General features: G+C 68.9%; 21 protein-coding genes and 2 pseudogenes. 16 read left to right on the plus strand and 7 right to left on the minus strand.

From position 1 onward, the window contains the following. Positions 1-28 precede the first annotated feature (28 nt). From ACOKR1_RS10735 to tatC, 4 genes are read left to right on the plus strand one after another with little or no spacing between them, the layout of a single operon-like run. On the plus strand, positions 29-1996 hold the full coding sequence (locus tag ACOKR1_RS10735) for a helix-turn-helix transcriptional regulator (protein ID WP_422933075.1): 1968 nt from the start codon (positions 29-31) through the stop codon (positions 1994-1996). Between the two features lie 10 nt (positions 1997-2006). Continuing rightward, positions 2007-2375 (plus strand): hypothetical protein, encoded by a 369-nt coding sequence (locus ACOKR1_RS10740; RefSeq protein ID WP_422933076.1) that lies wholly within the window; start codon positions 2007-2009, stop codon positions 2373-2375. Between the two features lie 27 nt (positions 2376-2402). Continuing rightward, positions 2403-2687 (plus strand): Sec-independent protein translocase subunit TatA, encoded by a 285-nt coding sequence (tatA, locus tag ACOKR1_RS10745; protein ID WP_415856445.1) that lies wholly within the window; start codon positions 2403-2405, stop codon positions 2685-2687. Positions 2688-2731: 44 nt separating this feature from the next. Continuing rightward, a complete protein-coding gene (gene tatC / locus ACOKR1_RS10750; RefSeq protein ID WP_422936610.1) occupies positions 2732-3526 on the plus strand; it encodes a twin-arginine translocase subunit TatC in 795 nt (264 codons plus the stop codon). Positions 3527-3581: 55 nt separating this feature from the next. Here tatC and ACOKR1_RS10755 read toward each other — a convergent pair. Beyond that, a pseudogene (locus ACOKR1_RS10755) lies at positions 3582-4286 on the minus strand (RNA-guided endonuclease InsQ/TnpB family protein); the annotation flags it as partial. A 79-nt stretch (positions 4287-4365) separates the two neighbouring features. After that, a pseudogene (locus ACOKR1_RS10760) lies at positions 4366-4491 on the minus strand (helix-turn-helix domain-containing protein); the annotation flags it as partial. 110 nt (positions 4492-4601) lie between these two features. Here ACOKR1_RS10760 and ACOKR1_RS10765 point away from each other — a divergent pair. The 3 genes from ACOKR1_RS10765 to ACOKR1_RS10775 all read left to right on the plus strand — a co-directional run bounded on the left by ACOKR1_RS10765 (position 4602) and on the right by ACOKR1_RS10775 (position 10376). After that, positions 4602-7565, plus strand: a complete 2964-nt coding sequence (locus ACOKR1_RS10765; protein WP_422933077.1) for a DEAD/DEAH box helicase — start codon at positions 4602-4604, stop codon at positions 7563-7565. Between the two features lie 51 nt (positions 7566-7616). Then, positions 7617-9281, plus strand: a complete 1665-nt coding sequence (locus ACOKR1_RS10770) for an amidohydrolase (RefSeq protein ID WP_422933078.1) — start codon at positions 7617-7619, stop codon at positions 9279-9281. A gap of 360 nt (positions 9282-9641) precedes the next feature. Continuing rightward, a complete protein-coding gene (locus tag ACOKR1_RS10775; RefSeq protein ID WP_422933079.1) occupies positions 9642-10376 on the plus strand; it encodes a polyprenol monophosphomannose synthase in 735 nt (244 codons plus the stop codon). A 29-nt stretch (positions 10377-10405) separates the two neighbouring features. Here ACOKR1_RS10775 and ACOKR1_RS10780 read toward each other — a convergent pair whose 3' ends face one another. Further along, entirely contained in the window at positions 10406-10855 is a 450-nt protein-coding gene (locus ACOKR1_RS10780; protein ID WP_422933080.1) for a MarR family winged helix-turn-helix transcriptional regulator, read from the minus strand. Positions 10856-10952: 97 nt separating this feature from the next. On the opposite strand from ACOKR1_RS10780, the gene ACOKR1_RS10785 reads away from it, so the two are divergent. The 4 genes from ACOKR1_RS10785 to ACOKR1_RS10800 all read left to right on the plus strand — a co-directional run bounded on the left by ACOKR1_RS10785 (position 10953) and on the right by ACOKR1_RS10800 (position 14306). After that, entirely contained in the window at positions 10953-11306 is a 354-nt protein-coding gene (locus ACOKR1_RS10785; RefSeq protein WP_422933081.1) for a DoxX family protein, read from the plus strand. 36 nt (positions 11307-11342) lie between these two features. Beyond that, positions 11343-12827, plus strand: a complete 1485-nt coding sequence (locus ACOKR1_RS10790) for an MDR family MFS transporter (protein WP_422933082.1) — start codon at positions 11343-11345, stop codon at positions 12825-12827. A gap of 11 nt (positions 12828-12838) precedes the next feature. Continuing rightward, a complete protein-coding gene (locus ACOKR1_RS10795) occupies positions 12839-13519 on the plus strand; it encodes an LUD domain-containing protein (protein WP_422933083.1) in 681 nt (226 codons plus the stop codon). A 142-nt stretch (positions 13520-13661) separates the two neighbouring features. Beyond that, on the plus strand, positions 13662-14306 hold the full coding sequence (locus tag ACOKR1_RS10800; RefSeq protein ID WP_422933084.1) for a hypothetical protein: 645 nt from the start codon (positions 13662-13664) through the stop codon (positions 14304-14306). A gap of 102 nt (positions 14307-14408) precedes the next feature. Here ACOKR1_RS10800 and ACOKR1_RS10805 read toward each other — a convergent pair whose 3' ends face one another. Further along, positions 14409-15425 carry a LacI family DNA-binding transcriptional regulator gene (locus tag ACOKR1_RS10805; protein WP_422933085.1) on the minus strand — a complete coding sequence of 339 codons (1017 nt, stop codon included), beginning with the start codon at positions 15423-15425 and terminating at the stop codon, positions 14409-14411. Between the two features lie 231 nt (positions 15426-15656). Between ACOKR1_RS10805 and ACOKR1_RS10810 the strand changes: the two genes are divergently transcribed. From ACOKR1_RS10810 to ACOKR1_RS10830, 5 genes are read left to right on the plus strand one after another with little or no spacing between them, the layout of a single operon-like run. Further along, positions 15657-16718, plus strand: coding sequence for an extracellular solute-binding protein (locus ACOKR1_RS10810; protein WP_422933086.1), 1062 nt, complete (start codon positions 15657-15659; stop codon positions 16716-16718). Beyond that, positions 16718-17602 (plus strand): ABC transporter permease subunit, encoded by an 885-nt coding sequence (locus tag ACOKR1_RS10815; protein WP_422933087.1) that lies wholly within the window; start codon positions 16718-16720, stop codon positions 17600-17602. The genes ACOKR1_RS10810 and ACOKR1_RS10815 overlap by 1 nt, the downstream gene beginning before the upstream one ends. Continuing rightward, positions 17599-18360, plus strand: coding sequence for an ABC transporter permease (locus ACOKR1_RS10820; protein ID WP_422933088.1), 762 nt, complete (start codon positions 17599-17601; stop codon positions 18358-18360). Before ACOKR1_RS10815 ends, ACOKR1_RS10820 begins: the two co-directional genes overlap by 4 nt. A gap of 35 nt (positions 18361-18395) precedes the next feature. After that, positions 18396-19445, plus strand: coding sequence for an ABC transporter ATP-binding protein (locus ACOKR1_RS10825; protein WP_422933089.1), 1050 nt, complete (start codon positions 18396-18398; stop codon positions 19443-19445). Beyond that, positions 19442-20224: an MBL fold metallo-hydrolase gene (locus tag ACOKR1_RS10830; RefSeq protein ID WP_422933090.1), complete on the plus strand. Its 783-nt coding sequence runs from the start codon at positions 19442-19444 to the stop codon at positions 20222-20224. The genes ACOKR1_RS10825 and ACOKR1_RS10830 overlap by 4 nt, the downstream gene beginning before the upstream one ends. A gap of 247 nt (positions 20225-20471) precedes the next feature. Here the strand turns inward: ACOKR1_RS10830 and ACOKR1_RS10835 are convergent, their stop codons facing one another. The 3 genes from ACOKR1_RS10835 to ACOKR1_RS10845 form a co-directional block, all read right to left on the minus strand. Beyond that, positions 20472-22061 carry an IS1182 family transposase gene (locus ACOKR1_RS10835; protein ID WP_422933071.1) on the minus strand — a complete coding sequence of 530 codons (1590 nt, stop codon included), beginning with the start codon at positions 22059-22061 and terminating at the stop codon, positions 20472-20474. Between the two features lie 73 nt (positions 22062-22134). Beyond that, positions 22135-22479, minus strand: a complete 345-nt coding sequence (locus ACOKR1_RS10840) for an RNA polymerase-binding protein RbpA (protein WP_422933091.1) — start codon at positions 22477-22479, stop codon at positions 22135-22137. A 127-nt stretch (positions 22480-22606) separates the two neighbouring features. Further along, a complete protein-coding gene (locus ACOKR1_RS10845; RefSeq protein WP_422933092.1) occupies positions 22607-23722 on the minus strand; it encodes an SPFH domain-containing protein in 1116 nt (371 codons plus the stop codon). Between the last annotated feature and the right edge of the window lie 27 nt (positions 23723-23749).

Consider the following 23749-nt stretch of genomic DNA (forward strand, 5'->3'; position numbering starts at 1 on the left):
CCGCGGGCGTTCCGGGTAGTCTGCCGGTGTGTCCCAGAAGAAGACCGAACGACTCCTCAACCTCCTGATAGCCCTCCTGCACACCGAGCTCGGGATCTCCCGCGAGCGCCTGCTGCGCGACGTCTACGGGTGGACTCCCGGGGCGGATCGGGACAGGGACACCGTGGAGCGCCAATTCGAGCGCGACAAGGCTGACCTCCGCGCGCTCGGCGCTGAGGTGGCCGAGCGCCAGGGGTACGAACGCGAGGACAGCGGGGCGACGACGTCGCTCTACCGCATCGATCGCCGCAAGTTCCGGCTTCCTGAGGTCGAGTTCACCCCGCAGGAGCAGCAGCTCCTGGCCCTCGCTGGGCTCGCGACTCAAGGCGCGCGCTCGGGCGTCGACGCGCGGGCCGCGCTCCGCCGGCTCGAGGCCGCTGGCGCGCTCCCCGACTCGCCGCCGTCGCTCGTTCAGCCCCGCGTGCGGGTCGATGACCCGCGCTACACCGCCCTCGCGGACGCGGCCTCGCGCCGCGCCGAGGTGACGTTCGCCTACTACGCGACGAGCACGGGCCGGGAGGAGGAGCGGCGCGTCCAGCCGTGGGGGCTCGGGCAGCGCTACGGCCAGTGGTACCTCGTGGGGTTCGACGCCGGCCGCGCCGCCCCGCGCGTGTACCGCCTGTCGAGGATCCGGGGCCGGATCAGGGTCGGAGCGGAGGGCGCCTTTCCCGCGCCGGAGGCGGGCGCGGTCCACGCGCAGCTCGAGAGTTTCGGCTCGCTTCCGGCCCAGACCGCGAGGATCCGGATCGCCGAGGGCCGCGCTCTTGAGCTGCGGACCACATGGGAACCCGTCGTCGGCGACGCGCCGGAGGGCTGGGAGCTCGGCGAATACGCCTTCCAGGACGTCACGGTCGCGGCGGACTATCTCGCGGGCTTCGGCGACGCGCTCGTTGTCGAGTCGCCCAGTGAGCTCGCGGGCGCCGTCGTCCGTCGCTTCGACGGTGCCCTCGCGGCCCTCGGCGCCACGGGAGCGCGTGCCGTCACCGCGCCGGCGCCTCGGCGTACGAGGCCCTCGGACGAGCGCCTCGAGCGGATCGTGGACCTCGTGCCGTTCCTGCTTCGCGGGCCCGTGGCGGTCGATGAGGTCGCCGCCAAGTACGGCATGACAGAGCGCGAGCTCACCCAGGAGCTCTCCGTCCTGCAGTATTCGGGGCCTACCGACCTTGGCGGCTGGCAGGACTGCATTGAGGTCGACGTGCACGAGGGCGTCGTGAGCCTCGCGAACGCGCCCGAGCTTGCGCTCCCCCGGCGGCTGAGCATCGAGGAGGCCCTCTCGCTCCAGCTCGGCCTGCAGACGCTCCTGCCGATGGCCTCGCCCGACGAGAGGCCTACTCTCGAGGCGCTCGCCGCCAAGGTGGGCGCGGCGACCGCCCATGGCGCGCGCTCGGTTCCGCAGATCGATGTCAAGGCCGAGCCCCAGCGCAATGCGGAACTTCTGCCGGTGCTCCGGGCGGCGGTCGCGGGCGGGCGCACCCTCCGGCTCAGCTATCTGAATCCGACGAAGGACGAACGCTCCGAGCGCCTCGTCAACCCCCTCGCCCTCCGCTCGGACGGGGATCGGTGGTACGTCGAGGCCTACTGCCATCGCGCGCAGGAGCGCCGCGTGTTCCGCGTGGACCGGATCGTCGGACTTGAGCCGAGCGAGGCGCAGCCGTTGCCGGAGGGAGTCACGGCGCGCGCTGAGGACTGGCTCGTCGAACCGAGTGCCACGGATGTCGAAGCGGTCCTGCGGCTCGCCCCCGAGGCCGCGTGGGTCGAGCATGAATACGGCGCGATCGGCGGCGTCGATCTCGAAGACGGCAGCCGCCGCGTGCGTCTGCGTGTTGCGGGGCTCGATTGGCTCCCTCGCTTCCTCGCCCAGTTCGGGGGATCGGTCGCGCTCGAGGGGCCCGAAGCAGCCGTGGCGGTGTCGCGTGCGTGGTTCACACGTGCGCTGCGAGCCACCGGGAACGGATAGGCTCTTCCTCGTGCCGTGGTGGTTCTGGGTCCTCCTGTGGACGGCGCTGCTCGTTGGCGGCGCCGTCGCGTTAGTGCTTGTGGGCTATTGGCTTGTGCGGAAAGCGCTCCGTGCGCTGCGCGACGTCGGGGAGAGTCTCGCCGGGGTCACCATGGGCAGCGCTCTTGCGCTGTCCGAGCCAACAGACGACGGCGGCGACCCGGCTCAGGCCGCCAACGCACCGGCGCCGGGCAGCGCGGTTTTCGCGGACCCGGAGACGGTGCGCCGCGCCTACCGACGCGGGAAGTCCGAGCGTCGCGAGGCGCGCCGACTCAGGCGCGTGGCCCGAAGGGCAGCTCGAGGGCAAGCGCAGTCCCTCCGTGACCTCGGACTCATCTAGACTTGCAGTAGAAGGAAAGGACTTCTTGTGGGACGACTCTTCGATAGCCCGTGGCCTATCGTCATCATCATTGTTGTGGCGCTGCTGCTCTTTGCCGCGCCCAAGCTTCCGGGCATGGCGCGTAGCCTCGGCCAGTCCATGCGCATCCTGCGATCCGAGGTCAAGGAGATGAGGAGCGAAGACGGCAAGTCGACTTCGTCGTCGTCCTCTTCTTCGGGCTCGGCCGAGGGGCCCGTCGAGGGCAAGGTCATCCCGCCCAAGGGCGCTGACGAGGGCGACGGGAACTCCGCCGGCCCGTCCAAGCGCGCCTGAGCGTGGCCGCGGCCAAGGGGCGGAAGGCCAATCCCGAAGGCCGGATGCCCCTCCTCGAGCACCTCCGGGAGCTCAAGAACCGGCTCATCAAGTCGGCCATCGGCGTGCTCCTGGGTGCGATTGGCGGCTGGTTCCTGTATGACCCGATCCTCGAGGCGCTGCAGCAGCCGGTCAAGGATATTGCCGCCCGGACGGGCGGCATCTCGGGCGTCAACTTCTCCACGGTCGGCTCGCCGTTCGACTTCAAGCTCCAGCTCGCGATCCAGATCGGCCTCGTCCTCTCGAGCCCCGTGTGGATCTACCAGGTCTGGGCCTTCATCATGCCCGGCCTCACCGTCAAGGAGCGCCGCTACACGATCGGCTACATGGCGGCGGCGGTGCCCCTGTTTCTCGCGGGCGTGTGGGTCGGCTGGAGCGTCACACCGCAGGTGGTCCGCGCGCTCACGCAGTTCACGCCGTCGGGCTTCTCCAACCTGATCGACGGGCGCGAGTACATCGACTTCGTCACGCACATGGTGCTCTTCCTCGGGATCGCGTTCCTCGTGCCCGTGGTGCTCGTGGGGCTCAATGCGGCCGGGGTCCTTGCCGGCAAGACCATCCTCAAGGCGTGGCGCATCACGGTCTTCCTCGTGTTCGTCCTCGCCGCGCTCGCCGCGCCCGGGGCCGACGCGATTTCGATGTTCATGCTGGCGGTGCCCCTCCTGGCACTGTTCTTCGCTGCCATCGGCGTCTGCCTCCTGCAGGACAGGCGGCGGCTGCGCCGCCAGGCGAAGCTCGCCGTCGAGTCGGAGGCCGCGGCGGATACCCCGACGTCACGCGAGGACCTCGACAAGTTCTAAAGCGTGTCGAACCCCCGGTTGGTGTTCGGCACCGCCCTTCTCGGGCGTCCGTTGATCAAGCGGCTGTGGGCGGCTCGTCGCGGGTTCCCGCGTCGGCCACGCTGGTTTCGTCCCCGCTTGCGCGGGGGCCAGAGCCTGCGTGTCGGCGGGCGTTGGTGTCCCGGCCTCGTGCTTCGGGGTCCGGGGGCTGGGCGTGGTCCTCGGCCCAGGCTGCGAGGTTTGCCGCGGCGTTGAGGTCGCGGTCGATGGCGAGCCCGCACTCGTCGCAGCGGTAGGTGCGATCGCCGAGGCCTTGTTCCGTGCGGAGGTGGCCGCAGCGGGAGCAGGTCTTGGAGGAAGGGAACCACCGGTCGGCCTGCGCGAGTTGGCCGCCGCGCCAGAGGCACTTGTAGGCGAGCTGTCGGGCGAGCTCGGCCCAGGCTGCGTCGGCGATCGCGGCCGCGAGAGCGTGGTTGGCGAGCATCCCTGCTACGTTCAGGTCCTCGATGACGAGCCGGGCGTGGGTCTTGACCAGCCTGTTCGATACCTGGTGGAGGAAGTGCTGCCTGCGGTTGCGGATGCGCTCGTGGTGGCGGGCGAGCCGGGTGAGGGCGTCGGCCCTGTTCTTCGATCCCTTCTGCTTGCGGGGGACCTCCCTGGACAGGCGGCGGGTCTTGGGCAGAGCGGACTTTGCAGCCCTTGGCGCTGCAGCAATCCGGAGCGTTTCCGCCCCGTCGGCGGTCGCAGACACTATGGGTGTCGATAAGCCGCGGTCCACTCCGACCCAGCCAACCGGTCCGGCTTCGCCCGTCGCGCGTCCACGGAACCGCTACAGCTTTGCCCTCGCTGCGGGATTTCCTGGCATCGAGATGAAGGCGCAGGGACTGGTTGAACGCGAACCGGGCCGCCCCCGCGTGCCGGGCAAGCACAATCGCCTGCTCGGCCGTGGGGTCGAGCCGGTACCGGAAAGTCGTGTGCCTGCCCATCACCTCCGAGTCTCCCGGCACCCTCCGACATTTTGGCCCTCTGCCAGCCCTGCCACATCGTCCAACTCCCCGACGGAGTCCAGACGTTCTACACCATTTAGGCTGGACTCATGTCCACCGTCCCCGAGAACCTGACCCCCGCCGAGCGTTACGCCTTGGACGCCGAGCGGCGGGCCTTCTCCAAGACCGAACTCGGGGCCTTCGCGGCGGAGCTGCCGTTCCCCCTTGACCCCTTCCAGCGCGAGGCCTGCCGCGCCCTCGAAGCCGGACGTGGGGTCCTCGTCGCGGCTCCGACCGGCGCGGGAAAGACCGTGGTGGGGGAGTTCGCGGTGCACCTCGCGCTGCGGAAGGGGCTCAAGGCCTTCTACACGACGCCCATCAAGGCCCTCTCCAACCAGAAGTACGCGGAGCTCGCCGAGGCGTATGGCCCCGATCAGGTGGGGCTCCTGACCGGTGACGTCACCATCAACGGCGAGGCCCCCGTGGTGGTCATGACCACCGAGGTCCTCCGGAACATGCTCTACGCAGGCTCCTCGACTCTCGACGGCCTCGGATACGTCGTCATGGACGAGGTGCATTACCTCGCGGATCGCTTCCGGGGGGCGGTGTGGGAGGAGGTCATCATCCACCTCCCGCGAGACGTCCAGATCGTCTCGCTCAGCGCGACCGTGTCGAACGCCGAGGAATTCGGAGCCTGGCTCGACACCGTGCGGGGAGAGACGGAGATCGTGGTCTCCGAACACCGGCCTGTCCCGCTGTGGCAGCACGTCATGGTCGGCCGGCGTCTCGTTGACCTCTTCGCGACGCGGCAGTCGTTCGACGACCTCGCAGATGCGCACGACCACGTGGGCGATGCGGGGGAGGACGAGGACACCCCTGCCCCGGCAGCGCCGGCCTCGCGCCGCGAGGAGCACCCCCGTGAGCTGACTGCGGTCAACCCGGAGCTCGTCGAGGTCGCCCGCCGAGAGTCGCACACGCCCGGGGCCCGCTTCGGCCACGGCGGCCGCGCGCGGCGCCGCGACGGAAGGCCAGGCGGCGGCAACGGCAGGCCCGGCGGGCGTCCGGGCGGAAGTTCGGAGGGTGGGGTCCAGATGTCCGGGACCCGCGCGAGCCGGCCGCAGATGATCCAGTCGCTCGAGCGGCAGGGGCTCCTCCCGGCGATCGATTTCATCTTCTCCCGCATGGGCTGCGACGCAGCCGTCCAGCAGTGCGTCGACGCCGGGCTGGACCTCACCACGCCACCTGAACGCGCTGCGATCTCTGCGGCGATCGACGAGGCGGCGAAGGACCTTCCGCCTGCGGATCTCGGCGTCCTCGGCTTCTGGTCGTGGCGTGACGGGCTCCTGCGGGGCATCGCCGCGCACCACGCGGGGCTTCTGCCCACCTTCAAGGAAGTGGTCGAGAAGCTCTTCGCCGCCGGGCTCGTGAAGGCCGTCTTCGCGACCGAGACGCTGGCGCTCGGCGTCAACATGCCGGCGCGGAGCGTGCTCATTGAGAAGCTCGAGAAGTTCAACGGCGAGGCCCACGTGGACATCACGCCGGGGGAGTACACCCAGCTGACAGGCCGCGCGGGACGTCGAGGCATCGACGTGGAGGGGCACGCCGTGGTGCAGTGGCGGCCGGGACTCGACCCGACGGCTCTCGCGGGCCTCGCCTCGCGGCGCACGTACCCGCTCAACTCGAGCTTCCGGCCCACCTACAACATGAGCATCAACCTCGTGGCCCAGTTCGGCCGCAAGCGGGCGCGCGACATCCTCGAGAGCTCCTTCGCCCAGTTCCAGGCCGATCGCTCGGTCGTCGGCCTCGCGCGGCAGGTCCGCGAGCGCGAGGAGTCTCTTGCGGGGTACGAGAAGGCCATGACGTGCCATCTCGGCGACTTCTCGGAGTACGTGAGACTTCGCGAGGATCTCTCGATGGCGGAAAAGTACGCATCCCGCGAGGCCGGACGCATGCGCCGGAGCATGACGGTGGACTCGCTCGCGCGCCTCATGCCGGGAGACGTCGTGGAGCTCACCGAGGGGCGGCTCAGCGGTTCGGCGGTGGTCCTTGCGGCGGACACCAACGCGCGCGAGCCCCGTCCGCACGTCCTCACATTCGACCACAACCTGCGGCGCATCGGCTATCAGGACCTCGACGGCCCCGTCGAGCCGATCGCGAGGATCCGGATACCGAAGCATTTCGACCCCAAGCGGCCCAAGGATCGCCGGGACCTCGCCGCCTCGATGCGCCACGCCGTCGACCGTTCCCGTGCAGAGGGGCCGGACGCCACCGGCCGCAGGCGCAGGGCGCGCCGCGACTTTGCGTTCGCGGCGGGCTACGAGGACAGCGAGCGGCGCATCACCGAGTTGCGCCGCCAGCTCCGGGCCCACCCGTGCCACGGCTGCGCCGAGCGCGAGGACCACGCCCGCTGGGCGGAGCGATGGACGAAGCTGCGCCGGGAGACGGACCACCTCGTCGAGCAGATCCAGGGGCGCACCAACACGATCGCGAAGACGTTCGACCGGGTGTGCGAGGTCCTCGAGTCCTACGGGTGCCTTGAAACCGCCGACGGCGAGATCCGGGTCACCGACCGCGGGCAGCAGTTGCGGCGCATCTACGGCGACAAGGACCTTCTCACGGCGCTTTCCCTCAGAGCGGGCGCGTTCGACGACGTCGACGAGGCCGAGCTCGCGGCCCTCGCGAGCGTCCTGGTCTACCAGGCGAAGCGCGACGAGCCGGGCCTGCCGCCCAAGATGCCGAGCATCTCCCTCGACGTGGCCGTCGACGCCGTGCTGAGGGAGTGGACCGCGCTGGAGGGCGTCGAGGAGCAGCACCGCCTCCCGCGGACGGCCGAGCCGGACTTCGGCCTTGTGTGGCCCGTCTACAAATGGGCGCGGGGGCGCGAGCTCCAGAACGTCCTCTCGGGCACCGAGCTGGCCGCAGGGGACTTCGTGCGCTGGGTCAAGCAGGTCATCGATCTCCTCGACCAGCTCGCCGACGTCCCCGGCGCCGAGCCGCGCGTGCGGCGACTGTGCCACGCCGCGATCGATGCGATCAAGCGCGGCGTCGTCGCGTATTCCAGCGTCGCCGACTGACGCCTTCCCCGACCGGGCCAACCGGCCAGTATCCGAAAGAAAGGCCCCCGCATGTCCTCGGAGCGCGAGCTCACCCTCTATCGCAACGGCTCGGTGTACTCGACCGCAGACCCTCTCGCGTCCGCCATGCTCGTGGACGGCGGCACCGTCGCGTGGGTCGGCAGCGAGGAGGCAGCTGCCTCGATCGCGGGGCCCACCGTGCGGACCGTCGACCTCGACGGCGCGGTCGTGACTCCTGGCTTCGTGGACTCCCACGTGCACGTCTCCGACACGGGCCTCGCGCTCCGTTCCCTCGATCTCTCGACGGTGCGCTCTGCAACGGAGCTGCTCGACGCCGTCGCCCGCGCCGCTTCGGCGACGTCGGGGACTGTGCTCGGGCACGGCTGGGACGAGTCGGGCTGGGCGGAGCGTGCGCTGCCGGGCGCGATGGAGCTCGAGCGGGCCGCTGCGGGGCGCAAGGTGCTGCTGACGCGCGTCGACGTCCATTCAGCGCTCGTCTCGCCGTCGCTCGCGGCCGCCGCCGGGCTCGACGGCGTCGGCGGGCAGCGGGCCGACGGTTGGGACGGCGGGCCGCTCGCGAGCCGCGCCGCCCTCGCGGCCGCCCGGGCGGCGTCCCGCCCGAGCAGCCCGCTCGAGATCCAGGCGCTCCAGCGCGCGGCGCTCGAGCGCGCGGCCTCCCGCGGCTACGTCGCGCTCGTCGAGCAGGCCGCGCCGCAGATCGCGGGCCTCGACGACCTTCGGCTCCTACTGGGCGGCAGGGGAGCGGACGACGGCGCCGCCCTCCCCCAGGTCATGGCGTACTGGGGGCAGCTGGTCGGCTCCGCGGACGAGGCCCGCACGGTTCTCGATTCACTTGGGGTGCCTGTGCTCGGTCTCGCGGGGGACCTCAACATCGACGGCTCGATCGGCTCGCACTCGGCGCTTCTTACCGCCGATTACGCCGACGCTCCCGGCCTGCGGGGAACCGCGTACCTCGACGCCGAACAGGTGGGGCGCCATCTCGCGGCGTGCTCGGAACTGCGCGTTCAGGGCGGATTCCACGTCATCGGCGACGGCGCCCTCGGGATCGCCCTCGAGGGCCTGCGGCGGGCCGACGAACTCGCTGGGGCGTCCGCCGTCCGCGCGGCGGGCCACCGCCTCGAGCACGCCGAGATGGCTTCGCGGGAGGCCATCGCCGAGCTCGCGGCCCACGCGGTGGCCGTGAGCGCGCAGCCCCTGTTTGAGGCCGCGTGGGGCGGCAGCGATGGCCTCTACGCCGAGCGGCTCGGCGCGCGCCACGAGGGCATGAATCCGTTCGGGAGCTACGCCGCGGCTGGCGTGCCGCTGTGCTTCGGCAGCGACGCCCCCGTGTGCGATCAGGACCCGTGGGCCAGCGTTGCGGCTTGCCTCAACCACTCGACGCCCAGCGAGCGGATCTCGGCCCGTGCGGCCTTCATCGGCCACACGCGGGCCGGCTGGAGGACGATGCGGCACTCCGACCCGCTCATGGGCCAGCTCGTGCCGGGGGCGCCCGCGAGCTTCGCGATCTGGGAGGTCGACGAGCTCATGGTGCAGGTCGCGGACGAGCGCGTCCAGGCTTGGAGCACCGATCCCAGGGCGCGCACCCCACTCCTCCCGGCCCTCGACACCGAGAACCCGCCCCGTTGCCTCGCCACCGTTCACCGCGGCACGAGCCTCTACAGCGCCGGCGGCTTTGCCGCGGACCTGCTGTCATAGAACATGTACGGCCGGACGGTTTTCCGGTCCGAAACGCCGGGCTGAGCAGGCAAAACACGTGTTTTCGCAGGTCAGGCACTGGTTGACAGGCTGTGTAGGGCACGTAGGATCGAATGTCATCGGGTTGCGCCGCTTGTGGGAAGCTTGCGGTCAACCCAGCCGCCATCGAGACCTCGGATGGCGGTACTGCCCTGGGGCAGGTCCACGTGTCAGTAGAAAACAGCCGGGGGACTGACCAGCTGCCAGCCCCGCGACTGGCCCGAAGGCGCGTGGGCCTGCCGGGGTGCTGGATATAATGGGCGATTGCGCCCTCCCGCGAGGGCGCCGCGACCGTGACCAGCCTCCGAAAGGGACGCCTGCGTGCGTATTCTGACGATCATTCCGACGTACAACGAGCTCGAGTCCCTGCCCAAAACGCTTGGACGCCTGCGCTCGGCGGTGCCGGCCTCCGACGTCCTCGTGGCGGACGACAACAGCCCCGACGGCACGGGCGAGCTCGCGGATCGGATCGCCGCCGAGGACCCCCAGGTCCACGTGATGCACCGCAAGGGCAAGGAAGGCCTCGGAGCGGCGTACATCGCCGGGTTCAGGTGGGCCCTCGAGCACGACTACGACGTGATCGTCGAGATGGACGCAGACGGCTCCCACCAGCCCGAGCAGCTTCCGCGGCTCCTCGAGGCCGTTGAGCAGGGTGCCGACCTCGTGATTGGCTCGCGCTGGGTTCAGGGCGGGTCCGTGGTCAACTGGCCTTTTTACCGGCAGCTCATCTCCCGCACCGGAAGCACGTATTCGCGGATCATGCTTGGCCTGAAGGTCAAGGACATGACCGCCGGCTACCGCGCCTTCCGCCGCACGACGCTTGAGAAGCTCGACCTGGATGACGTCGATTCGGTGGGCTATGGCTTCCAGGTCGACCTCGCCTGGCGCGTGGACAAGATGGGCCTCAAGGTTGTCGAGGTCCCCGTGACTTTCGTCGAGCGCGAGCTCGGCTCCTCGAAGATGAGCGGCAACATCGTGATCGAGGCCATGGTCAACGTGACCAAGTGGGGCCTGACCGACCGCTGGAAGCAGCTCACGGGGCGCGGCCAGCGCTGACCCAAGGGGTCGTCTAGGCTCCCGGCCGATCAGCCGTCAGAGCCGGAGCCGGAGCCGGCCGCGGCCGAGATGCCGCGGCCGGTCCGGAGGTGCTGGGTCAGTCCGATACAGGCCTCGAGGTCCAGGACGGAGACGACGGGCGCATTTTCCAGCAGGGCCGGGATGACCTCTTCGCGTCTCTTGACTCCGGCCTCGGTGAGGACGAGCAGCCGCGCGCGCCGGTCCGCGGGATCTGTGGTCCTGACCAGGAGACCGGACCTTTCCATCTGCTCGGCGAGGATCGTCACATGCGGCGGCTCGCAGGCGGTTGCCTCGGCCGCGGCGTTCATGCGCAAGGGGTGATCGAGAGCGAGCAGGAGCCGGACCTGCGGCCCGCTGAGCCCGAACTGGTCCCCGACCTCATCGATGTGACGCCTCATCTCGATTGCCACCCGCAGGAGCTCATCCAACGTCTGCAGCCTGCGCCCCTGCTCGTCCACGTCCCCACCTGTCTGTTCATTCAGTGAAGGAATAACTTCATTGAGTTAAGGGTTTTGTCGATCGACATGTTCCCTTACCTCTCAAGGAGCCTTTCACATGAGCATCCTCACCATCATCGTCTCCGTACTCCTCGGCGTGCTGTTCCTCGCCGCGGGAGTGCAGAAAATCCGCCGGCAGCAGCCGGTGGCGGGCATTCTTGACGGGCTCGGGGTCGGGCCTTCGTTTCAGCGGACCATCGGCGCGCTTGAAGTCCTGGGCGGCGTGGGAGTCGCGCTAGGCCTGCTCCTGGAGCCGCTCGGCGTCGCCGCAGGTATCGGGCTGGCTCTGCTGATGATCGGCGCGCTGGCCTACCACCTCCGGGCGCGGGACGGCTTCGCGAAGTCCGCGGGACCGGTGGTCCTCTTCGTCGTGGCGGCCGCAGCCACGGCACTGCAGATCGCGGTGATCTGACGTGACGGAGCGCAACGCCGGGCTGCTGGAGCAACCATGACTTCGATCGCGCGGAGCATCCCCTACAAGTGGCTCGTGGCGATAGCCGTCGCCATGGCCCTGTTCCTGGAAATCCTCGACATGACGGTGCTCAATACGGCGCTGCCGATCCTCGGCCGGTACTTCTCCGCCGGGACGAGCGAGCTGCAGTGGGTCGTGACGGCATACCTCATCAGCCTCGCGGTCTTCATTCCCGCGTCCGGGTGGGTCGCGGACCGTTTCGGGGACAAGCGTACCTTCGTCGCAGCGCTGGTCATCTATACCGCGGCCTCGCTGTGGGCCGGCCTGGTCGGGTCGATTCCGGAGCTCGTCGTCGCCCGGGCCGTCCAGGGCGTGGGCGGCGGACTGATTCTCCCTGTCGGCACGGCCATGCTGTTCCGGGCGTTTCCGCCCGAGGAGCGTGCGCGGGCGTCTGCGCTGCTGACCATTCCGACCACGCTCGCCCCGGCCCTTGGCCCGGTGCTCGGCGGTTGGCTGGCCGACGAAGTGTCCTGGCGCTGGATCTTCTTCCTCAAGCTGCCAATCGCGGCACTCGCTGTGGTCTACAGCGTGCTCGTGCTGAAGCCGGGTGGGCGGCGCGCAGCGGGCCGATTTGACCTGCCAGGGTTCCTCTCCGGCGGAGGCGGGCTTGCCTTGTTGCTGATCGGCCTTGAGAAGGGCGCGCGCGAAGGCTGGAACGTGGTCGCACTGAGCACTGCCGCCCTCGGGCTTGCCCTAGGGGCCCTCTTCGTGCTGGTGGAGCGGCGGTCGCGCGCACCGATGATCGACCTCGGCCTCCTCCGGGACCGGATGTTCCGGCTCGGAAACGCCCTGCTTCTTCCTGCCGCTGGGGTGATGACGGGCGCCCTTTTCGTCGTGCCGCTGCTCGTCCAGACCCAGCTCGGGCTGACCGCGACACAGTCCGGCCTTGTCACCTCCTGGCAGGCCGTCGGGATGCTCGCCGGGCTGCTCATCGCGGACCGGGTATTCCAACGCATCGGACCGCGAAGCATGCTCATGGCGGGCTTCGCCCTCGTCATCGTGAGCCAGGCCATCCTGGCTGGCGTCGACTCCGCGGCGAGCCTTCCATGGCTCGGGGCGGCCTTGGCCCTTCTGGGCTTCGGCGGTGCCCTGAGTATGGTGCCGCTCAACGCGGCAACCTTCACCGGCATTTCGCTCGCGGACACGGGGCGGGCGTCTGCGATCTTCTCCACCGCCCGCCAGCTCGCTAGCGCGGTGTCGGTGGCGCTCATGGCGACCCTGCTGGCGGCCAGCGCGTCGACCCGCCTCGGCTCGCTCGGAGCGGGCGCCACTGAGGCGGAGCGGGCCGCGGCCAGCTTCGGGGCCTTCCACGACGTGTTCTGGGCCAGCGCAGCGATTGGAATCCTCGGCCTGCTGCTGACCCTCAGGGTTCGTGAGGGCGACGCCGCCCCAAGCCGACGTGCGTCGTCAGGCGCCGCCATTCGGACCGACCAACCGCAGCCAGAACCAACTTCACTCTAGGAGCAGAAACCATGCCTGAAACCACTGTCGACGTCGAGGACACCGAGGCCACCACTACCACGCCGCACGGGCTGGAGCTCGACCCGAGCTTCGAGACCCCCGCGGGGGAAGAGCGCGTCCAGCGGGCCGCCGCGGCCCTGCGCGGGAGGGGCTATGCCGTGCACGTGGTCGACACCGCAGCCGAGGCCCGTACCCTCGTCGCCGAGATCCTGCCCACCGACAAGTCCGTCTTCACGTCCTCGAGCGAGACGCTGCGGATCAGTGGCATCGACGCGGACATCAACCAGTCTGGAAAGTACAACGCCGTCCGCCCGACGCTCGCGGCCCTGCGCGAGGCCGGGCGGTTCGACGAGATGAGGGTCGCTGGGGCTGCGCCGGACTACGTCGTGGGAAGCATCCACGCCGTGACCGAGTCCGGCCAGATGCTCGCCGCGTCGGGGAGCGGCAGCCAGCTCAGCCACTACAGCTACTCCGCCGGGAAGGCCATCTGGGTGGTCGGGACACAGAAGATCGTCTCCGACCTCGAGACGGCCCTGCGCCGCATCGAGACCTACGCCTACCCGATGGAAGACGAGCGATTCCGCCACACGGTCGGCATGCCCGCGACCTTGGCCAAGATCCTCATCATCAACGGCGAGCTCTTCCCCAACCGAGCCACCGTCATCCTGGTCCGCGAACCGATCGGATTCTGACCCACGCAGCCCCGGCCGGGTGCGCTGCGACTTCCGCATGGCACCCGGCCGCTGCCCGCTATGATGGGCCACGAGTTGTGCAGGCGGGCGAACTGGCTCGGTCACGAAGTGGATCCCGCCGCTCTTTCGCTGGAGGATTGCGATGTCCGATATCCACGAGGGCGCCGACGCGCTCGCCAACCAGCTCGCCCGCGGGATCGATCCCGATCCGGCGCTAGGCGATTCCCAGGCTTTCGAGGCGAGCCGCGCCCGCGACGCCCAGGAGCCAGGGCGTCTCGACGCGAGCTGCGTTCGCGCCGCGTACGAAGCCATCGCCGAGGCAGGGATGACGAATGACGTCGCCGGCGACATCGCGGCTTTGCGCTCGGTGCGCGAAGGGGCAACTGCAGCGGCCGACGCCGCTCGGGTTGCCGATGAGATCGGAGCCGGCGCCGGCCAGGCGCTCCGCTCGGCGGCGCGCGCCTGGCTGCCGTTCGCGGTAGGCGATGAAGGCTCCGCGTGGTGGCTTGGGCTGCGCGCCTTCAGCCAGGTCTGCGACGCCGCCGGACGGTCCGACCAGGCGGTGGTCGTGCGCGGCATCGCAGCGGCAGCGGATGCCGTGGACGGCAACACTACGGCGACGGCGGCGGATTTCCGCTCCTTCTCGGCCGAGCTCGGCGCGCGCGCGGACGCGGGAGACACGCTCGGGGCCGCGTGGCGGGCCGCGGCCTCACAGTCGCGCGCCGAGGGTGCCGACACGGTGTTCCAGCTGGTCGTCGACGCGGTCGCTGGCGTGCTCGACGACTGAGCCCAGAACGTGCCCACGTCAACTGTTCGAACAGCCACCGTCGGACCAGGCTCCGGGCAGATTACGGGGGCATCGCGGCGGACTCAGGCAGGCTTCGAACGCCTAGCCAAGGGCGGCGACTGACCCGCGCGTCACGAGATGGACGGGGAGACGACGGTCATTCTGGCCGGGCGTCGATTCAAGCAGCATCGACATGACTTCGACCCCGAGTCGCTCCTGGTCAAATGCGATGGTGGTGAGGCCCGGCTCGAGAAGTGCGGATGTCGCCAGATCATCGTGGCCAATGACGCTGAGCTCCTTTCCGACGACAACGCCTCGTGAACGGGCTGCGTCGTAGATCGCCGCGCCGAGATAGTCCGAGTTGACAATAAAGCCGGGGACACGAGTCCTGTCGATGATCTGGGCGGTCTCCTGCACGACGCTGTCATGATCGAGCGAACAGCGCACGATGCTCCCTCGGATTCCCCACTCTTCGCAAAGCCTGAGGAACTCCTCTTGGCGACCCCAGTCGGCTGCGAGGTCGATGGGAGCTGCGATGAGGAACACCTCACGGTGTCCGCGCTCGCGCAGGTGTCCCAAAGCGAGCTTGACGGCATGGTGATCGTCGGGCCCGGCCGTAGGCACGCGTGCCGAACCGACAAGGTCGGCAGGATCCGGAGTTCGATTGAATGCGACGATGGGGAGGCTCTCATGAGCGGCGGCCCACTCGCCGAGCCTTCCGTTCCGTCCGATGGGTGCAATGGCGATACCTCCGACGCCTTCGGACGCGAGCCGCCGCAGTGCAGCTGCCTCTCGATTCGGGTCGTATCCGGAGTTGACGATCAGCAGTGAGGCGCCGTCTTGATCAGCACGCGTTTCCATTCCACGCAGGACGTTGAGAAAGAACGGATTCCGCATGTTGCGGATGATGACCCCGTAGACACTCGAGACGCCCGTGCGGAGGCTGCGGGCGCGGGCGTCGACTTGGTAATCGAGCTCTCGGGCAGCCGTGAGGACCCGTTCGATCGTCTCGGCCGCAACCCGACCGGTTCCGTTGAGCGCATAGCTAGCGAGGGCAGCCGACACTCCGGCGCGCAGGGCAACGTCGCGCAACGTGGCTCGCGGGGCTCGTGGGGCCATGGGTGTCCTTTCGGCGGATGGACTGGTCAGCTCGCGTTTCGTGTTCGTTCAAGTATCGGTCCGATGGTCGGACCCACACGTCACGGGTGCCGCGGGGGAGCGACGTTTACCCGGAATTTGGATTCTCTGTGGTTGGTGTTCAGCGCGACGAACGCCTGAGGTCAACACCGTGCTGAATGGTTTAAGCATCGGCTCGGCCGGTAACCAAACTCGCACCTACCAGGGGAGATCATGAAAACTTGGCTTCGCGCGTCCACCGCGTTCCTCGCCCTACTCGCCACGACAACAGCGCTCTCGGCGTGCGGCAACGTTGCGGCTCCTTCGGACGCGACAAGCTCGCGGCCAACGGGTTCTGGGGACTCGATCGTCATCACCTACAACTCGCCTGCCCAGTGGGGGAACTTCGGAGAGGTGCTGCCGGCCTTCACTCAGAAGACGGGCATCAATGCCCCCAACGACCCGAAGAATTCCGGCCAGGCGTTGGCCGCACTGCAGGCCGAGAAGGGGTCGCCGGTCGCGGACGTCGCATACGCGGGGATAGCCTTCGCCGGCCAACTCGCTGGCGCCGACGTCCTCCAAAAGTACGTGCCGTCTGGCGCCCAGGGTGTTCCATCGGATCTGCGCGACCCCTCCGGCCTGTGGTCGGCCGTCCACACCGGAACGGTGGCCTTCATCGTCAACAAGGACCATCTGGGTGGGGCCCCGGTGCCGACCGGCTGGCGCGATCTCCTCGACCCGAAATACAAGGGGAAGGTGGGATACCTTGATCCGACTCAGGCCGCCGTCGGGTATTCCGTGGCCACCGCGGCGAATCTTGCCCTCGGAGGAACGCTCGACAACTGGACGCCTGGACTCGACTACCTCAAGTCGCTCAAGGCAAACGGTGCGTCCACGTCCGCCCAGACGGCAACGGCCAAGGTGGCGCAGGGCGAGATCCCGATTCTCATCGACACGGATTTCAACGGCTACAAGCTCCGGGACACCGGCGCGAACGTCGCGGTGGTGATCCCCCAGGAGGGCTCCCTTCAGATCCCTTACGTTGTTGGCCTGGTCGCAGGCGCACCACACCAGGCCAACGGCCAGGCTCTTCTCGACTTCTACTTCTCGAAGGAAGGCCAGGCTCTGTTTGCCAAGGGATACATGCGGCCAGTGATCGGCAGCGTTCCGCCGGAGATCGCGGCCAAGGTCCTGCCCGACTCTGACTACCAGCGCGCCGCCACGATCGACTACGGCAAGCAGGGCAAGGTGCAGCAGGAGTTCATCAAGCTTTACCAGGACAAGGTCGGCTTCTAGTGTCGAAGTCTTCGCTCTCCGATTGGCGCGGTGCCCGCACGGGCACCGCGCTGGCCGGGCACTTTGCTCTTCTTGTCTCGCTCGCGCCGATTCTCCTGTTCAGCGTCTATCCGGTCTGCGCACTCGTCGCCAACTCCGTCGGGTTGGGTGCCGTGCGATCCAGCAGCGGATTCACCGTTGAGCACTATCAACGAGCTTTGGCGTCCGGAACCGTCCACACCGCGCTCGGAAATTCAGTGCTGATCTCGCTGGGCAGCGTCGTGATTAGCCTCGTGGTGGTGCTGCCCATCGTGCTGCACCCCACGCGGAGCCCAAAGGGCGCGCCGGGAGGCACAGGAGCCGCGTTCGAGCAGACGGTTCTGACTCTCCCCATTGGCCTGCCGGGGATCATCATTGGATTCTTTGCCATCGTCCTCGTGGGGCGCACTGGTCTGCTCGCGCTCGTCTGGGACGGCTTGTCGGGGTTCGCCTATGTCTTCGCCGGAATGCTCATCGCGTATGTCTACTTCAGCCTTCCGCGGGTTCTTGGACCGCTGCGCGGCGCGGCAGCCGCTCTCGATCCGGCGCTCGCGGAGTGTGCCGAGACCCTCGGTGCATCACGATCACGGGTGTTCGTGACCGTGACGCTTCCCATCCTGTTGCCTTCGATCATCGAGGCCTGCTCGACGGCCAACGCTGTTGCGCTCGGCGGCTATGGAACCGTCGCCACTCTTTCGGCCGGAGTCAGGCTGCTCCCCTTGAACGTAGTCAACGAACTCACGACGGGCTTCAGGCTTGCCGATTCATCGGCTCTCGCCGTGCTCCTGGCGGTCGTTGCCGTCTTCTCGATCGTGTTCGGCCGGGTCCTTGCGCAGTTCTCGAAATGGGCGGTGAGCCGGGCGTGAACAAGATAGTTCGCTTTGCGGCCGGGGCGTTCATTCTCCTTCCCATCCTCGGGACCGCACTCGCCGCGACAAGCGTTGACTTCTCGCACGGCCCGTGGGGCGGCGGCGCCACCTTGGACTGGCTCCGCTATGCGTGGGCACCGCTCGCCCCCGCCGTGGCGCGCAGCATGGCCGTGGCCGCCCTCGTCGTCGTTCTCAATCTGGCCCTTGGGGGCGTCATCGCGTGGTGGATTGCCCGGACCGCTTCACCCGTGACCCGCGTTGTGAGCTATCTCGTCAATGTTCCGCTGGCAGTCCCGGGGATCGCACTCAGCGTGGCGCTCGTCGGGACGTTCCCCGCCCTCAGGCCGAGCGGGTTCCTTCTCGTCATGGCGCATGTGGTGCTGACCTTGCCCTTCACGCTTGCTGCCCTCGTCCCCGTGCTGAGCGATGACGGCCTCAAGGCGGCAGAGGAGGTCGCCGCGAGCCTGGGGGCCCGGTCCGTTCACGTCGTGCGGACGATCACCGCTCCAGCTTGCGCACTCGCGACGGCCCAGGCCGCCTCCATGGTGTTCGCACTCTCGTTCGGTGAGTTCAATATCAGCTTCTTCGTGAACGCACCTGCCGCGCCCACCGTTCCGTTCGCGCTCTTCGATTCCTACTCGACCGGGCGCCTCGAGCTCGCCTCGGCCCAGACCATGATCTTCATCGCCTTCATCATTCCCGTCCTGATGGCGATCGTCTCGATCCAACGGCGGGCTAGGAGGAATGACTCGTGACAATATCGCCCCAAAGATCCGCACAGCACGCGGGATTGATCGTCGACAACGCAACCATCAGGTACGGCGACACCATCGCTGCCCGCGACGTCGTCCTCGACGTGGCCCCGGGCGAGACGGTCGCTCTGGTCGGACCCTCGGGGTGCGGCAAGAGCTCGACGCTGCGCGCGGTCGCCGGCCTCGTACCCGTCAGCGAGGGTCGGATCATGATTCGAGACCGAGAGGTCACGCGAGAGCGCCCTGCGTCGCGGGGCGTCGGCCTCGTTCCCCAGAACTATGCCTTGTTTCCACACATGAGCGTCGCGGCCAATATTGCCTACGGGATGCGGGCGCGCGGGGTGCCTTCTCAGAAGCGCCAACGCATGGTGGCGGACCTCCTCGAACTCACCTCGCTGACCCCACTCGCGAACCGGCAGCCGGCCCAGCTCTCCGGAGGGCAGCGCCAGCGAGTCGCCCTCGCTCGGGCCTTGGCCGTCGAGCCGAGCGTGTTGCTTCTGGACGAGCCCATGGCCGCCCTTGACCCCCAGCTGCGCGGGGGGCTGCGGCGCGAGCTCGGGGCACTGCTTGCGGCGACAGACAGCGCGACCCTTCTCGTCACCCACGATCAGGAAGAGGCCCTCGCCCTGGGCCGTCGGATCGCGGTACTGCGGGCGGGCACGGTGATTCAGTTCGGGCCGGCCCGTGAGTTGTGGGAAGACCCGGTGGACGCCTTTGTCGCCGATTTCCTGTCGGAGTCGCTCCTTCTCGACGCCCGAATCGAGGATGGCTACGCGCTTCTTCTCAGAGGACGGTGGCGCGTGCCTCTGTCCAGCCTGAGGCGGCGGCAGTCGGTTCATGATGGCACGCGGGTCCTCCTGCGACCCGAGTCGCTCATGGTCGTGGAGGAGCCGCTGGCCGACGATGGCGGGTCCGTCCTCGATGTTGACGTGCTCCATACAGAGTTCGTGGGCGACGCGATGCAGGTGTCTCTTCGGACCGACGACCTCGTTCTCATGGCTCGTGTACCCGCGGGGGCGCGCCTTGGCCCGCACCTCCGGATCGCCGTGAGGCCAGGGCTCGCCGACCTCTTGGTCGGTGCGCGGTGACGCCACAGTGTGAGGTAGTCGGCAGCTGCGCGACGGCGCCCACAGCAGCGGGCGCGGCGTCCTCCTACCTGGTGCGCGGTGACACCGGATTCGTCTTGGTCGACGCAGGGCCTGGTTCGCTGCTCGCTTACCTCCAGGCCGGGCACGATCTCGCTGAACTCCGTGCCATTGTCATCACCCACTTGCACGCCGATCACAGTCTCGATCTGATGGCGTGGGCCTACAGGTGGACGTTCCCGGAGGTGCTGCCGGAAATCCCCTTGTTCGTCCCCGCACCGGAAATACGCCGGCTGAAGCAGTTCGACGCGCTGTTCGGCATTCCGACGCTGCCGACCATGAAGAGCCCGATCTTCCAGTCGTGGAGCGTCCGCGGCCTGCCGCAAGACGGTACAACGTGGCATGAGGTCGACGGGCTTCGATTCCTTTCGTACGCAGCCCACCACAGCGTTCCCTCGGCTGCACTCAGGTTCGAAGCGAAGGGCGGAGGGGTGCTCGCGTTCTCCTCGGACACGGGTTACTGCGAGGCTGTCGTTGAGGCCGCGCGCGGCGCCGACGTCTTTGTCTGCGAGGCGACCTATCTGGAAGCCGACTCCGATGCGCTCACTGGCCATGGACACCTCACGGCGCGGCTCGCGGGCCAGCTCGCCACCGAGGCGGGAGTCCGGCAACTTGTCGTGACGCATTTGTCAGATCCCGCGATGGGGCCGCAGGCGCTGGTCGACGCCGCCGAAAGCTTTCGCGGACCGATTCATCTGGCTGCACCCGGTCTCACGGTGTGAAAGTGCAAGAAGGGCGGGAACCGTGAGGTTCCCGCCCTTCTCAGTCTGTGGCTGCGTACGGCCTAGGAGACTGCTGAACAAGCTCCCTTCGCAGGTTGGCTGGTGGCGTGATCGGTGCCGCCTTGGCCAGTCGAACGGCGGGTTTTGGTCGGCTCTGGGTGCAGCATGGGTCCGTCCCGCCTGTGCAGGGCGTCGTGGTGCCCCTGGCGTTGGGTTCGAGGCTGTCTTCTGGGGGCCTGCGGCGCGATCAGGCCAGCTGCCAGGTTCCGTTGTCGAAGCTGAGGCCGAGTGCGAGCAGTCGCCTGAGGTTCAGGGCGGCGACCCGGTGGTGGAGCCAGCTGTTGTTCTTCTCCACGCCCCGGTAGGGGACGCGGCGGTTGCCCCGGGTCAGCCACGCGATCGATCTCTCGACCATCGGCCGCTTGGCCCGATAGGTGGTCTGGAAGCCTTCCGCGGTGGCCCGCCTGCGGTGTGCGCGCTGGAGCAGGTCGTGGGGATGCACCTCGATCTTGCGACCGTCTCTGGCCGTGGTGCACTGCGATCGCAGCGGGCAGTGGGCGCAGACGGCGCCGAACACGGCCTTGCGGGTCTTGGTGAGCCGGCGGGTGTGCCCGGCCGGGCAGGTCAGGGTCCCTGCCTCGCCGTCGTGGGCGAAGTCGTCGATGGTGAACCCGCCCTCGACCGCGGGCCGCAGCGGCCACGGCTTGATAATCGGGGTCCACTTCCGCTGGTCCAGGGCGTGCAGCATCTCCCCGGACCCGTAGGCCGAGTCGCCGAGCACCTCGACGGCCTCCTGCCCGGCGATCGTCGGGTCGGCGGCGACCAGGTCCTTGCCGACGGATGCGTCGGAGTTCTCCGGGCCGTTGGCCTTGGTCAGCTTCACCGCGGTGGTCAGCCCGGTCTCCGGCTCGACCACCACATGGGCCTTGAACCCGTCCTGCCGGCGCTCCCGGGTCTTGTGCGCGTGCCGGGTCTCCGGGTCGACGGTGGAGATCATCCGGTCCGGTGCGACGCTGCGGGCGATCCGCCACCGCCCGTCGCTGCCGTCGGAGTCCTCCGCGGGCTCGACGTCCTGCCCGGCCACCAGCGCCAGCAGCGCCACCGCCTCCGCAGGCCTCCCGCCCGCGGCCTGGGCGGCATCGACGTCCAGCGCCGCGAGCAGCGCGAGCGCGTCGTTGACCAGGGCTGTGACCAGGCCGTCGCGCGCGGCCGCATCGTCCCACACGATCCGCGGCTTCCCGGCCGAGGCGTAGTCCTGCCCGGTCAGCCCGGCCAGCCGGGTGCACTCGGCGGCGATCACCGCCTCCGCGCCGGAGACCTCCCGGCCGACCCGCCGGATCGAGGCGACCAGCTGGGTGACCGTGTCCTGCCGGGCAACCGCGTCGTCCAGCACCGTGGAGTCAAGCGCCCGCCGCGTCCCCCCGCCCACCGCGCCGGTCGCGGCCACCACGTCCCGGACCGCCTCGAAGATCCGCTGCGGCCGGGCGCTGGCCGCGAGCCGGCGCCGCCAGTAGGTCAGGGTGGTCGGATGGAACGCCCGGTCCGCGACCGCGAAGCCGCAGGCGGCCTTCCACCGCAGGTCGAAGGTCACCGCCTCGGCAGCCTCGCGATCCGAAAGCCCGTTCAACGCCTGCAGCACCAGGACCGTGGCGACCACCTCGGGCGGGACCGAGGGCCGGCCCCGGCCCGAGGGAAAGAGATCCTCGAACATCTCCGCCGGGAACAGCTTCAGCCGATGCCCGGCCAGGAAGGCGAAGACGCTGCCCGGAACCAGCAGATGCCCGGCCAGCGCCTCAACGTCAAGGAACTCACGCTGTCCATCGTCGCGACCCTGCATGAAGCCAGTCTTAACCCTCCCCGGCCCGAAGCAGGGAGGCGCGCCCCGCCCGCCCGACTTCTTCAGCAGTCTCCTAGCCCGCGCGCTCGCCGCGCTTCTCGCGCAGGAGCGCAAGGCGATCCTCGAGGATCTGCTCGAGCTCGGGGATGCTGCGGCGCTCCAGAAGCATGTCCCAGTGCGTGCGCACGGCCTTCTCGTTGCCCTCGGACGGACGCTCGCCGTCCACGAGGAACGCTTCCTTGCCCGTCTTCGACGTCCAGACGGGAGGGATCTCCGCCTCAGAGGAGAACGTCACGAAGACCTGCTCGCCGTCCTCGCAGCGGTACTCGACGCGCTGGCGCGGCGCCGGCTCGACGCCCGCCTCGCTCTCCATGGACTGTGCACCCAAGCGCATGCCGCGCAGGCTGCGGTCGCTCATATCTACTCCCTCACGTTCTGCGGTCCGGACCCCAGGATCCGACGCACATCTCAACGCCCGCGGACGCTCGCGTGTTCCCGGGCGGACTTCCCATTATAAGCGCCACGCGGGCGCCGCGGCTGGTCGGTCAGGCAGGCACGTCGTCGGGGCCACCGCGGTGCGTGTGGTGCTCGAGGATTCCCTGGGCCTCCGCGTCGAGCTCCGACGGCCTGCCGGCCTCTTCCTCGAAGGCCCGGGCATCTTCCTCGAGGCTGTCCGGGTTCGGCGAAGCCTCGGCGACGAGCTCGCCCGAGGGGGCCACGCCGTCGTCCGTGTGCTGAGGCGCGGCAGGAGCGCCGCCGCCTGACGCGGCGAACGCCTGACCGGCGGTGCCGAGGACGCTGCCGATGCCCTTGAGCGCCTCTCCGACCTCGCTGGGGATGATCCAGAGCTTGTTGGAGTTGCCCTCAGCGATCTTGGGGAGCGTCTGCAGGTACTGGTAGGCGAGGAGCTTGTTGTCGGGGTTGCCGCGGTGGATCGCGTCAAAGACCTTCTGGATGGCCTGCGACTCGCCGTCGGCCTTGAGCACGGCGGCCTTCGCCTGGCCTTCGGCCTTGAGGATCTGCGACTGCCGCTCGCCCTCGGCCGTGAGGATAGCCGACTGCTTGGTGCCTTCCGCGGTGAGGATCGCGGCGCGCCGATCACGCTCGGCACGCATCTGCTTCTCCATCGAATCCTGAATCGAGTGGGGCGGCTCGATCGCCTTGAGCTCAACGCGTGAGACGCGCAGGCCCCAGCGCCCGGTCGCCTCGTCGAGGACGCCGCGCAGCTGGCCGTTGATCTGGTCGCGCGAGGTGAGCGCCTCTTCGAGGTTGAGCCCGCCGACCACGTTGCGGAGGGTCGTGATGGTGAGCTGCTCGACGGCCTGGATGTAGTTGGCGATCTCGTACGTCGCGGCGCGCGGATCGGTGACCTGGAAGTACACGACCGTGTCGATGGACACGACGAGGTTGTCCGAGGTGATGACCGGCTGAGGCGGGAAGGAGACCACCTGCTCGCGGAGATCGAGAAGCGGCAGGAGCCGGTCGACAAACGGGATGAGCAGCGTGAGCCCCGGGCTCAGTGTGCGCTGGTACTTCCCGAGGCGTTCGACGACGCCCGCGCGGGCCTGCGGGACGATCCGCACCGACCGAACGAGGACGGTCATGACGAACAGGATCAGCGCGATGACGACGACGAGGAGGAGAACTCCACCTACATCCATGATTACCCCCTGGTGTGATTGCGGCGG

This window comes from Sinomonas sp. P47F7 (assembly GCF_049332655.1).
Classification (GTDB): Bacteria; Actinomycetota; Actinomycetes; order Actinomycetales; family Micrococcaceae; genus Sinomonas.

Coding starts and splice junctions, on each gene's coding strand:
- ACOKR1_RS10835 (WP_422933071.1), bottom strand. CDS start 22,061: ATGCAGGGTCGCGACGATGGACAGCGTGAGTTCCTTGACGTTGAGGCG.
- ACOKR1_RS10770 (WP_422933078.1), top strand. CDS start 7,617: ATGTCCTCGGAGCGCGAGCTCACCCTCTATCGCAACGGCTCGGTGTAC.
- ACOKR1_RS10785 (WP_422933081.1), top strand. CDS start 10,953: ATGAGCATCCTCACCATCATCGTCTCCGTACTCCTCGGCGTGCTGTTC.
- ACOKR1_RS10845 (WP_422933092.1), bottom strand. CDS start 23,722: ATGGATGTAGGTGGAGTTCTCCTCCTCGTCGTCGTCATCGCGCTGATC.
- tatC (WP_422936610.1), top strand. CDS start 2,732: ATGCCCCTCCTCGAGCACCTCCGGGAGCTCAAGAACCGGCTCATCAAG.
- ACOKR1_RS10800 (WP_422933084.1), top strand. CDS start 13,662: ATGTCCGATATCCACGAGGGCGCCGACGCGCTCGCCAACCAGCTCGCC.
- ACOKR1_RS10765 (WP_422933077.1), top strand. CDS start 4,602: ATGTCCACCGTCCCCGAGAACCTGACCCCCGCCGAGCGTTACGCCTTG.
- ACOKR1_RS10795 (WP_422933083.1), top strand. CDS start 12,839: ATGCCTGAAACCACTGTCGACGTCGAGGACACCGAGGCCACCACTACC.
- ACOKR1_RS10790 (WP_422933082.1), top strand. CDS start 11,343: ATGACTTCGATCGCGCGGAGCATCCCCTACAAGTGGCTCGTGGCGATA.
- ACOKR1_RS10805 (WP_422933085.1), bottom strand. CDS start 15,425: ATGGCCCCACGAGCCCCGCGAGCCACGTTGCGCGACGTTGCCCTGCGC.
- ACOKR1_RS10840 (WP_422933091.1), bottom strand. CDS start 22,479: ATGAGCGACCGCAGCCTGCGCGGCATGCGCTTGGGTGCACAGTCCATG.
- ACOKR1_RS10810 (WP_422933086.1), top strand. CDS start 15,657: ATGAAAACTTGGCTTCGCGCGTCCACCGCGTTCCTCGCCCTACTCGCC.